Genomic DNA, 11,271 nt, shown 5'->3' on the forward strand with positions numbered 1-11,271 from the left:
CGCTATAAAGTCGTATTAGAATTGTTCGTCAGCTGAAGTTGCCAATACCTTTCAAAACGAACACCTATTGGCAAAATGCCGAAGGCGATAGGAATTAAATCAAGCTGCTAATAAACATCTTCCCCCTGGGGAAGTGGCTGCAAGCCGATGGGGGATTAGCAAACAAACCCCTTCTCCCTGCGGGTTTCTCCCCAAGGGGAGAATAGATGGCCGAAACATTGCCTGACGCGGAGTATGAGTGGCTTTTAGCTAGCAGCTACACCTAAAACCCATTCAGATCCATTACTACTGTTGGAATCAGCAGGAGGAAGCCGAGGATAATCAGTCCGATGATAAGCGGTGCTATCCACTTAAACCATTTGGTGTAGGGCACCTTGGCAACGCCCAGCACGCCAATCAGTACCGGCGATGTGGGGGTAATCATGTTGGTGAAGCCATCGCCAAACTGGAAAGCCATAACGGTTGCCTGGCGGGATAAGCCTATCAGGTCGCTGAACGGAGCCATGATAGGCATGGTTAAGGCCGCCTTGGCCGAACCGCTTGGGATAACAATATTGATAAGCGTCTGAATCATGTACATAATGCCCACCGACGCGATATTACCCAGGTCGCTCATGGACTGCGCCAAAGCATGCAGTATGGTATGCACAATCTTTCCTTCTTCGAGGATGACGATGATACCACCGGCCAGTCCCACCACCAGGGCCGCCGACATGATGTCTTTAGCGCCATCGAGAAACAGTTTGGTAATGTGGTTGGCATCGTTGCCCATGGAGATACCGGACAGCAGTCCCATGGCCAGGAATAAAGCGGCTATCTCGGTGATGTACCATTCGTAACCCATCACACCTATCACCAGGAAGAGGATGGTAAAACTCAAGAGGTTGAGAATAAAGAAATGCACTTTCTTGCGCAGTGACAGAAAGCTGGTGAGGGCAAACAAGCCAGCCATCACCGGCATCACCGGCCAGGTAACACCTTCGCCACCGCCTACCTTCAGGGTGGTTTCGGGGTGCTTGATGGCAAATAACACCAGCACCACGCTGGTTAAAACATACACCCACCAGGCAGCGGATGAGGTTGGTTTGTCAATATCTTCCACTTGTGTGGCTGCACGCTTGCGCCAGTAGGCATCCTCCTCATACACGGGCGATGCTTTGGGGTTCTTCTTCACCTTGCGGGCATACCACAGGATAAAACTGAAGCCCACCAGGTTGATAATCAACCAGCACACCAGACGGTACTCAAAGCCTGAGAAGAGTGGCAAATCGGCCAGTCCCTGCGCAATACCAATGGTGAAGGGGTTAAGCACCGCACCGGCAAAGCCCAGGTGAGCCGCCAGGTACACAATGCCCACACCGGTGATGCTGTCGTAGCCCATGGAGATGGCCAGCGGAATGAGCACCACCATAAAAGCAATGGTTTCTTCGCTCATGCCAAACACGGCGCCAAACACCGAGAACATAAGCATGATAAGGATGAGTATGATGTTATTAGCCCCCAGGAGCCGTATGATTTTATAGCGATCGAGCTTTTTAACGAAGTTAAGAAACGAGAAAATGCCCACATCTACGGCTTTGGAATCGTTCATGATCCAAAATGCCCCGCCAATCATCAGGATAAAGATGATGATGCCGGCGCCTTTTTCGAAACCATGCACCAGCGCTGCAAATACCTCCCAGGTTTGAGGCTGGCTATCGATGGTTTGAAACACCATCTGCGTTTGCTCAACACCATCAACCACGGTGGTTTGCTCGACGTACTCGCCGCCGGGAATGAACCAGGTGGCCACAGCTGCCAATACGATTAAGGAGAAAATGATGACGTAGGTATGGGGGACTTTTTTAAACATGTTTTCTTTAGATTTAAGACATAAGTATCAAGACTCAAGACATAAGATGTAAATATCCTGATGGCTTAATGGGTCGTAAAAATAGGAAATTAGTTTAAACGCAGAGGCGCGAAGGCGCAGAGTTTTTTTGGAAGACAGAAGACGGAGGACTGAGGTAAAGGGTTTAGAGTTACTGGTTGCGGGTTACTGGTTAGGGGTTTCAATGAAAGGGATCGCATCTGTATGAAAAAAGTTGCACATCGAGATGCGATCCGATTTTATGTAGGTTTACGTTAGTACAAAAAAAGGCAATTAGTTTAACGCAGAGGCGCAAAGGCGCGGAGTATTTCTTGGAAGACGGAAAACAGAAGACGGAAGTATAGGGTTGTGGGTTGCTGGTTATTGGTTTCTGGTTGCGGGTTACTGGTTGCGGGTTCGGGGTTTTAATGAAAGGGATCGCATCTGTATGAGAAACTGGCACATAGAGATGCGATCCGTATTCAATTACAGGATGAGCTGCTACTGCTTCTTGCCCTTGTTTTTCTCCTTTGATTTTTGCTTGCCCTTTCCCTTTTGTCCTTTGTACTTTGCATTGCTTTTTAATTGATGAAACTCTGGTGAACCGGGCTTAATACCGGCTTCCTTTGCAATATAGCCCCATCCTTTGCCTTTGTTATTGCTGTAGATATGCAATACATCATCAATGTGTGTTTTTGACAGCTTTGAAATTTCGAGTGCGATGTATATTTCTCCGGCGGTCATCTCCAAACTGCCATGCATGTACTCTATTTTCTTTTCCGATACATCATAGGCCACGCTCATCTCGGCTTTAAACGCACCAAAATCGATGCTTGCCCGGGCATCAATCCTGTTTAGGCTGGCATCTAACTGGCCACTGCCTGTTTTGTACGACATTTGGGCTGAGGAGATAAAAGGCAATAAAGCGAAAAGCAGAATAATAATATTTTTCATGACAGTGTATGAGTGAATTAATTAATATTAACCGGTCCAAAGTTCATTGCATGTCAACCAAAAAGGTATTGACACAACAGCTGATGAGAATCCGGAGCTTCGTGCCTATTCAGGCTGCAATGGCTCCAATCAGCAAACCCTTCTTTTTACCCTGCACTATCAATAAGGTTACAAGAAAAAGCACTGTTTTTTTTCCTGCTAAGGATTGTAGCTTTATTACGTTTTAACACAAAAAGATGCAATCCTTTTTGTATTAGTATAAGTTGTGTTTTATTTGAGGCAGCTGCAAGTACAACGGATAGCGAGCGTTACCAGTTCTTGATGTTGAAACCAATATTGAGCTGAACCATCAAGGGGAAGAATCCACTGTTACCTTTTGTATCGAAATAGTATGATGGACCAATGTCAAACAGGAGGTGCACACGACTATATGTGCGCTGGATACCCCAGGTGGGACCAAACTCAAAACTAATATCGTCCTTTCGGTATATGTTTTTTGATTCAAACTCTTTAAAACTTGTCAATAAGCGCAGGCTCCAAAAGTTGCCCGAATTATAATCAAGCGTTTTGCCTTTGGCGTCTCTTTTTGCTCTGTTGTAGATTTTCTTGTAAGCTACATCCAGAAACGGGGAAATAAAGTAGGTAACACCTGTTGAGGTATAGGTAAGGTTTTTATTGCTCCCGTGTATGCCAATGCCGGGGTTGATGGATAATGTGGACTGGCTTGAAATGGGCATTTCCAACTCCACACCCGGATTCAATGCATTAATTCTAAACACATGGCTTAATTCTTTAGTAGTCTCTTGGCCAGCGGCTGCCAGGCCGATAAAAATGCTCAATAGCAATAGTACTTTCTTCATTATTGGGTTATTAGTTGGTTAAAACATTCTAAAATGCCCGGCAAAGCCCGGTGGCTAATTCATAAAAAACTGAGGTTTAAAACTACTTATTTATTTCGATGTACTTGCAAACATACGAGACGCAGAGATTTTTTGGGAAGACGGAGGACGGAAGTTTAGGGTTACTGGTTTCTGGTTGAGGGTTACTGGTTGCGGGTTCGGGGTTCTAGTGATAGGGATCTGTTTAATAGTTTATCAGTTAATGAGTTTATTGCTCAGACTCTCCGGTCGCATAACTTCCATCTTCGGTCGGTGCTATACCCCTTCCGGTCGCAAAAGCAGGGCTTCTGGTCGCATAACCACTATCTCCGGTCGGTGCTATACCCCTTCCGGTCGCAAAAACAGAGCTTCTGGTCGCATAACCACTATCTCCGGTCGGTGCTATACCCCTTCCGGTCGCAAAAACAGGGATTTCGGTCGCATAACCACTATCTCCGGTCGGTGCTAAACCCCTTCCGGTCGCAAAAGCAGGGCTTCTGGTCGCATAACTTCCATCTCCGGTCGGTGCTATACCCCTTCCGGTCGCAAAAACAGGGATTTCGGTCGCATAACTTCTATCTCCGGTCGGTGCTAAACCCCTTCCGGTCGCAAAAGCAGGGCTTCTGGTCGCATAACCACTATCTCCGGTCGGTGCTATACCCCTTTCCGGTCGCAAAAACAGGGCTTCCGGTCGCATAACTTCCATCTCCGGTCGGTGTTATACCCCTTCCGGTCGCAAAAACAGAGCTTCCGGTCGCATAACTTCCATCTCCGGTCGGTGCTAAACCCCTTCCGGTCGTATAATAACCCACACAAACTTTTATGATTCAGGGAAACACCAACAGGTATGAAAGAAAACTTGCTAAGCATCTGAGAGATGCTAAGCAAGTCGTTGAGACTTTCAGAAAAAAGGGTGCTGAAGCACCCCAATGATTTAGTGTTAATAAGCTGTTACACCTATTCTTCGTTTAACGTTCGACGATACGCTTTTGCTCTGTCACGTTCGTACTTACTCGAATAACCCTTAACATGCTCAGGGTCGTTGCGGAAGGCAAATTGGCCGTAATCGCGTACCTCATCCACCACTTCTTTAAGCAGTGTATAGGCCTTGTCGCGTATCAGCTTGCGCTCATCGTCGCGGTAGAGGTAACCGTTGGCCGCCGACAATACACCACTCATCTCACTCACCATGGTATTGGCGGTGTCAAACCTGGTGGCATCGTAGTTAATGGCTTGCACCGGCTCGGGGTTTTGTGCACCCAACACAGCCAGACGCGCCAGGTCTTCAATGGCATCGGCATGCGAATTACCCTCTTCAATAGCCGCCAGCTGCTCCATCAGGCGCTCGTCTTTGCGAAAGGCAAAGGCAAGGTGTTCAATGATATCCTTACGCAAATCGTAGAGGGCCGGCGATTTTTCTTTCCACAGCTCCAGTGCCTTTTGGCGCTCGCTCTGCTGCTCTTGCCAGTCCACCTCGGCTGCAAACAGGGCGGCCCGCAGCTTGTCGAGGCGGGCCTGCAAAGCCGGGTCCATACCCAAGGCCTGCAGGCGTGCACTATCGAGGCTCATCCGTTCGTGCAAGTTACCGGCCTCTTGCACATACACGCTCACAGGAATATTGCAAGGCTTTACATCCTCTTTTTTAACACTGTTAATCTCAGGCAGCATCTCCTGAAGTACTTCTTTTTCAATCATAATTAGGTGAATAAGTTTGTAATGATACTCTAACAGGCACGTATCATTTTGTGCCATCTGTTCCTTTCTACAGTTGTTTTGGTATGTATTTAATGTATTAGTCAGTAGTCAGCAGTGAGTAGTCAGTAGGATATGTTGCATGCATAAATCCGGGCTAAACAGGTGCATGAGTAGATGTCCCTCAGGGTTTAGCCTGGTGCTTTCTATCGTGTTTATTGGAAGCCACCATAGCGATAATCACTAACACCATGGAGCTAATACCTATATAGGCCGATGCATTAACGCCCCAGCTTAAATCGCTGTAGTTAATGTGAAACAGCTGCACGACTGTAATGATAGCGGCGAAAACGATTAGTGTGATTCTTGTTTTTTTCATGGTTGGTGTGGCTTAAAAGTAGGCCGGTGAGGCCTTGGTAAGGATGGCGTAGCGAGACGCTACGCCGAGCGGGTTAAACGTTTAATTATCATACTTAGGTAAGAGCATATCCGGTGTACTCATATATTCAAATGGATTTTTATCACTCCAACCTATATAGTGTAATGTCACTTTGCCTTTACTATTCACATAAAATCTAAATTCATAAATCAAAACACTACCTTCATGATAACCAATAAATGTATGTCTAAAATACCTGTCACTTCCTTTTAAAAACCCTTGTTCAATCAAGTCAAATCCGTCTAAATCTCCATATACACCCTTTGGTGGTTTAAGACTGATAATCTCAAATTTGGCTAGATAGTCGTTTCGTTGAGAAATTTTCTTAGACTCATCCCAGGTTTTACCTAAATTATCAACAATAAAATCGGCATTCTCTTTGTGCTTTTTATTTCTAAAATTCTCAAAAAAAGTATGTGCAATCTTTCTAGCCTCTTCCAGGTATTCTGGTTTAGGCACCTTAGCCAAATCCTGAGCTCTTAAAGAATTAACACTCATCTGAGTCAAAAAAAATAAAAGCAGAAGTTTAGGAATCGTTCTCATAGTCTTAAAATTATTTGTTAAATATGTTTAGTGGATTTGTTTCAGTATTAATCACTCTTGCTAAGCGAAGTCTGCGACTTCGTTTGATTAACCCGGTAGTTTTAAAATTACCTAGTAGATGGGACGTAATTGTAAATTACGCCGGGCGGGTTTAATTTGTTTTCTCAATGGATACTCGCCTAAAGGAACTTATGAGTAAAAAATAGTAAATCAGCATTAATAATGAGTAAAGTATCATTGTTACAAAATCTTTTTTTAAGGCCGTCGTTTCTGTTTCTATACTTTGCGCAGAAGCCAATATTACAAAATTATAGATAGCACCTAAGGGAATAGCTATTAACACTGTAAAAATGAACAGTCTAAAACCAATTACCCAAGAGAGGGCAAAATACCTTTTAAAAAAATCTTGTCCATCTCCATTCGAGTTGGCTTTAAAAATTGAGTATGACCCCCAAATTGTAATTCCTACACCCAATACAAGTTCAATAAAAGTGATAAAACTCTCTGAAGTGCTTCCGTAAATAGCTATCACACTCAAAATTGAATATCCAAGAAAGTATTTAAACCCTTCTTTATCTGTGAATTCATTTTCAATAATTTTTCTTTCAAGCTCTTTAATGTTAAACCAAATCATATATTCTTGTTTTGTATTATTAGTTAACGTTCTGTTTTCAACTGCCGATTAGATGCGATTACAAATTAGGCCGAGCTAAGTATACCGTTGAAGCCAGAGGCCTTGGTATGAATGACGTAGCGAGACGCTACGCCAAACGAGGATTGTTGGCGATATGTTGTTTTTTCATTTCATTAAACTCTGCAAAAGTTATTATAAATGCTTCTTTACCTTCATTAATATTCAATTGCATCTTTTTAAGCTTTGAAGGACCAGCATTTTCACCAATTATCAGGTAGTTAGTTTTTTTTCCAACAGACGTGTCAACATCAGCTCCTAATTCTTTTAACTCAGCAGCCAGACTTTCTTTTTCTTTGTTTCCAAATCCAGATACAACTACTTTTTTCATGTAGAAAGGATTGTCCTTGTTTTTAGCATTCTCAAAATCTGGTTTTAACACATCTCCTTTTAAACTTTTGGGAAATTGAGATTTGTTTTCTTTAATTGATTGTTCGTGTGTTTTTTCAAATTGAATTAAATCATAAGGCAATTCATTTTTTCGGTATAATTCATACAGAAAACCACATGCTTTCGCATCAGAAAGTGCCTGATGATGGTCTAACTCAATTTGACAAACTTTACAAGCAACATCTAGTTTACTATTACATATATCTTGAGTACAGACCCACAATAATTTTAAATCTTCATTAATGTTACTTAACTCCATCGCTTGTTCTAAGCAATGCTTGTCAGTATGAAATGCACCATGTGCAACAACTATGTTGTTTTCAATTCTCTTCTTTATTTCGGAATATACTTCAGTAAATTCTGGCGATTTTTCAGTGTGAGAAGCATCTAATTTATGTTTATTAGTTGTGAACCATTCATATTTGTTCTGTGGTGGTTTTACTAACGAATAATACTCATCAAGTATTTTTCCATCTTTAAATGATACTATACCAACAGAGCAAACAGAACCTTTATGCCTAGATGCATGCTCAAAGTCTATTGAAACAAAATCTGGTTTATTAAGATTTATCTTTTTTTCTATTTCTTTTTGGAAAGCAGTATGGAGCTCTGCTAAACATCCTAATTCATCATGGTCACAAGATTGAGTATCACGTCTTAAAACAAAATAGTCAGTAAATTCAATAAAGTCAGGATGCTGTGTAACAGATTCTAGATTAGTAATTAGTAATGGTTTTAAATTTATGAACCTCCAAGCCTGTTCAGACTTAATGTGCTCAAGCATTTTTGAGATTGTATTCTTCCACTTTTTCACATTCTTCTTAAATCGAATCTGAATTTGTGTATCTATATTAACTTTCTGAGTCCGTTTCGAGCTTTTCTTATAATTGGAAGGAATATCCTTTTCTTCAGAAAAGCTAATTGCTAGCTGAATGGCAGCAATCTCAAGTTTTGAAACTTTATCAGTCTGCTTTGTTTGAAATAGTTCATTCATTTTATTGTCAATTTAAGGGATTTGGTCTTTTCAATTACCTTCAACTTATATATCTGCACTCCACTTCACGATATATTTCCAATATTATCCTTTGCCATAGCGCTACACATCACTATCCATCAGCACCTGCGTGCCAACACCTAAACTTATTCCCTTATGATTTTCCGCCCCATATAACTCTCACATTATCCCCGGTCAGGGAGGCGGTGTATTTCCGATTAGCGAGTACTAAAATAGTATTTATGCTTAAACTAACACGCTTCAGTTGATAAATTATGTTGATTTATTGATAAAAGGAAGGATTGTGGGGATGAGACGTTAGAAGTCCATGGTCCGCAGTCCGGAGGGTTGGGGTGCTAAAAAAGTACGGAGTCCGTAGCCCGAAGTCCGGAGGGTTACGTGTCTAAGGTGTTTAACGCAGAGGCGCAAAGGCACAGAGTTTTTTTGAGAAGACTGAGGACGGCAGGCAGAGTTTCGGGTTGCTGGTTTAGAGTGCATGCCGCTCATCTCTTTTCTCTTCTGCCTTCTGCCTTCTGCCTTCTGCCTAACTACTGACTACTGACTAATAAAAAAAGCTGATGGCCGATGGCTAATAGCTGATAGCAAACATGGTGCTTAAAAAGTCCGAAGTCCAGAGCCCGAAGTCAGGAGGGTTAGGGGTATAAGGTGTTTAACGCAGAGGCGCAAAGGCGCGGAGTTTTTGGGAAGACTGAGGACGGAAAGCAGAGTTTCGGGTTGCTGGTTTAGAGTGCATGCCGCTCATCACTTTTCTCTTTTCTCTTCTGACTACTGACTAATAAAAAAAGCTGATGGCTGATGGCTTATAGCTGATAGCAAACATGGCGCTAAGAAAAGTCCGGAGTCCGTAGCCCGAAGTCCGGAGGGTTAGGGGTATAAGGTGTTTAACGCAGAGGCGCAAAGGCACAGAGTTTTTTTTGAGAAGACTGAGGACGGAAAGCAGAGTTTCGGGTTGCTGGTTTAGAGTTTTGGGTTGCTGGTTACTGGTTTAGAGTGCATGCCGCTCATCACTTTTCTCTTCTGACCACTGACTACTGACTAATAAAAAAAGCTGATGGCTGATGGCTAATAGCTGATAGCAAACATGGCGCTTAACTTGTCCCACCTTCGAACTTCGGACTACGGACTCTGCGCTTCGGACTTAAAAAACCCAATTGATTAAAATCATAGACATGCATGGCACAATTATTCTACTTTTAAATCCGTAAAACACAGTAAAGACGTTTTTAATGAAGCAGCTACTAATCAAGAATATAAAACAACTGGTTCAGGTTGAAAAGGAGAACCAGCCCTATATTGCCGGAGCCCAAATGGCCCAGCTACCCTGCATTGATAATGCCTACCTGCTGATTAAAGGGGCTTACATCAGTGCGTATGGTCCCATGAGTGAACTCAACGATGCGGCTTTGCCTGCCGATATGGAGGTGATAGATGCCACCGACCGCCTGGTGCTGCCGGCCTGGTGCGACTCACACACCCACCTGGTGTATCCCAAGAGCCGCGATGTGGAGTATGTGGATAAGATTAAAGGCCTGAGCTACGAAGAGATTGCTGCCCGTGGTGGTGGTATCCTTAATTCGGCCAAGCTGATGCAGACGGCCAGTGAGGACCAGCTGTTTGACGATGCCATGGGACGCCTGCAGGAAATCATTACCTGGGGAACAGGTGCAGTGGAAATCAAAAGCGGTTATGGCCTCACGCTGGACAGTGAGCTGAAGATGCTGCGCGTGATTAAGCGTCTGAAGGAAGCCAGTCCGCTGACCATTAAATCAACCTTTCTGGGGGCGCACTCCATTCCTATGGAGTACCGCGGCCAGCAAGAGAAATATGTGGATTTGGTGATTAACGAGATGCTGCCTGCCGTGGCCAAAGAAAAACTGGCCGACTATGTGGATGTGTTCTGCGATGTGGGTTTCTTCACGGTGGAAGATACCGACCGCATACTGAATGCGGCTGCTAAATATGGCCTCACGCCTAAGATACACGCCAATGAGCTGGACTACTCCGGCGGCATACAGGTGGGCGTTAAATACAACGCTCTTTCGGTTGATCACCTTGAGTTTACCGGCGAAGAAGAGATGAAAGTCCTGAAAGACTCAGGTACCATGCCAACCATATTGCCGGGTGCGGCCTTCTTCCTGAACATGGCCTATGCACCAGCGCGTCAGATGATGGCAGCCGGCTTACCGGTGGCACTGGCGTCCGACTTTAACCCGGGCTCATCGCCGTCGGGTAATATGCAGCTGATTATGGCCATGGGAAGTGTATTGTACCGCATGCTGCCCGAAGAGGTGATTCATGCCGTTACCAAAAACACGGCCTACGCCATGGGGGTTGACAAGGAACTGGGTTCTATCTGCGTGGGTAAGAAAGCCAATGTGGTAATCACCAAACCCATCCCGGGTATTGAGTACCTGCCTTATGCCTATGGTGAGAACAAGGTGGAGACGACGATAATTAATGGTGCACGGTGCTAAGTGCATGGTGCCAAAGAAATTAAAACAGAAGAGCTATTGGCTGATAGCTGTTGGCCATTAGCTTTCTTCCGGACTGCGGGCTTCGCGCTTCGGACTTTGAAAGAGACATAAGATAAAAGACTTAAGACATAAGACGCAAGATAAAAGACAATTCCGGACTTCGGGCTTCGAGCTTCGGACTTATTAAGAATAAACAAGCACAGTGCACAAGGCACTACGCACAATAAATTAAAAGACGCAAGACATAAGATGCAAGATAAAAGACAATTCCGGACTTCGGGCTTCGAGCTTCGGACTTATTAAGAATAAACAAGCACGGTGCACAAGGCACTGAGCACTATAAATT

The 11,271-nt window shown here is 43.9% G+C and carries 9 protein-coding genes; 1 reads left to right on the forward strand and 8 read right to left on the reverse strand.

From position 1 onward, the window contains the following. Positions 1–262 precede the first annotated feature (262 nt). The 8 genes from KEM09_RS18745 to KEM09_RS18780 form a co-directional block, all read right to left on the reverse strand. A complete protein-coding gene (locus tag KEM09_RS18745) occupies positions 263–1,852 on the reverse strand; it encodes a YfcC family protein (RefSeq protein WP_212230637.1) in 1,590 nt (529 codons plus the stop codon). Between the two features lie 498 nt (positions 1,853–2,350). Continuing rightward, the gene (locus tag KEM09_RS18750) at positions 2,351–2,803 is read right to left on the reverse strand and encodes a hypothetical protein (RefSeq protein ID WP_212230638.1); all 453 of its coding nucleotides are present in this window, start codon (positions 2,801–2,803) and stop codon (positions 2,351–2,353) included. A gap of 308 nt (positions 2,804–3,111) precedes the next feature. Then, on the reverse strand, positions 3,112–3,663 hold the full coding sequence (locus KEM09_RS18755) for a hypothetical protein (RefSeq protein ID WP_212230639.1): 552 nt from the start codon (positions 3,661–3,663) through the stop codon (positions 3,112–3,114). A gap of 975 nt (positions 3,664–4,638) precedes the next feature. Further along, the gene (locus tag KEM09_RS18760; protein ID WP_212230640.1) at positions 4,639–5,376 is read right to left on the reverse strand and encodes a hypothetical protein; all 738 of its coding nucleotides are present in this window, start codon (positions 5,374–5,376) and stop codon (positions 4,639–4,641) included. A gap of 181 nt (positions 5,377–5,557) precedes the next feature. Next, complete coding sequence (locus KEM09_RS18765) at positions 5,558–5,752, reverse strand: hypothetical protein (RefSeq protein ID WP_212230641.1); 195 nt, start codon at positions 5,750–5,752, stop codon at positions 5,558–5,560. A gap of 81 nt (positions 5,753–5,833) precedes the next feature. Further along, positions 5,834–6,355 carry a hypothetical protein gene (locus tag KEM09_RS18770; RefSeq protein WP_212230642.1) on the reverse strand — a complete coding sequence of 174 codons (522 nt, stop codon included), beginning with the start codon at positions 6,353–6,355 and terminating at the stop codon, positions 5,834–5,836. A gap of 151 nt (positions 6,356–6,506) precedes the next feature. Continuing rightward, positions 6,507–6,989, reverse strand: a complete 483-nt coding sequence (locus KEM09_RS18775; RefSeq protein WP_212230643.1) for a hypothetical protein — start codon at positions 6,987–6,989, stop codon at positions 6,507–6,509. A 127-nt stretch (positions 6,990–7,116) separates the two neighbouring features. Further along, positions 7,117–8,430 (reverse strand): BRCT domain-containing protein, encoded by a 1,314-nt coding sequence (locus tag KEM09_RS18780; protein WP_212230645.1) that lies wholly within the window; start codon positions 8,428–8,430, stop codon positions 7,117–7,119. Between the two features lie 1,247 nt (positions 8,431–9,677). On the opposite strand from KEM09_RS18780, the gene hutI reads away from it, so the two are divergent. Further along, on the forward strand, positions 9,678–10,925 hold the full coding sequence (gene hutI / locus KEM09_RS18785) for an imidazolonepropionase (protein WP_212230647.1): 1,248 nt from the start codon (positions 9,678–9,680) through the stop codon (positions 10,923–10,925). Positions 10,926–11,271: the final 346 nt, after the last annotated feature.

This window comes from Carboxylicivirga mesophila (assembly GCF_018271975.1).
Taxonomy (GTDB): domain Bacteria; phylum Bacteroidota; class Bacteroidia; order Bacteroidales; family Marinilabiliaceae; genus Carboxylicivirga; species Carboxylicivirga mesophila.

What these genes read in the sequence shown, in the direction of transcription:
- KEM09_RS18745 (WP_212230637.1), bottom strand. Translation starts at nt 1,852, where the DNA reads ATGTTTAAAAAAGTCCCCCATACCTACGTCATCATTTTCTCCTTAATC.
- KEM09_RS18750 (WP_212230638.1), bottom strand. Translation starts at nt 2,803, where the DNA reads ATGAAAAATATTATTATTCTGCTTTTCGCTTTATTGCCTTTTATCTCC.
- KEM09_RS18755 (WP_212230639.1), bottom strand. Translation starts at nt 3,663, where the DNA reads ATGAAGAAAGTACTATTGCTATTGAGCATTTTTATCGGCCTGGCAGCC.
- KEM09_RS18760 (WP_212230640.1), bottom strand. Translation starts at nt 5,376, where the DNA reads ATGATTGAAAAAGAAGTACTTCAGGAGATGCTGCCTGAGATTAACAGT.
- KEM09_RS18765 (WP_212230641.1), bottom strand. Translation starts at nt 5,752, where the DNA reads ATGAAAAAAACAAGAATCACACTAATCGTTTTCGCCGCTATCATTACA.
- KEM09_RS18770 (WP_212230642.1), bottom strand. Translation starts at nt 6,355, where the DNA reads ATGAGAACGATTCCTAAACTTCTGCTTTTATTTTTTTTGACTCAGATG.
- KEM09_RS18775 (WP_212230643.1), bottom strand. Translation starts at nt 6,989, where the DNA reads ATGATTTGGTTTAACATTAAAGAGCTTGAAAGAAAAATTATTGAAAAT.
- KEM09_RS18780 (WP_212230645.1), bottom strand. Translation starts at nt 8,430, where the DNA reads ATGAATGAACTATTTCAAACAAAGCAGACTGATAAAGTTTCAAAACTT.
- hutI (WP_212230647.1), top strand. Translation starts at nt 9,678, where the DNA reads ATGAAGCAGCTACTAATCAAGAATATAAAACAACTGGTTCAGGTTGAA.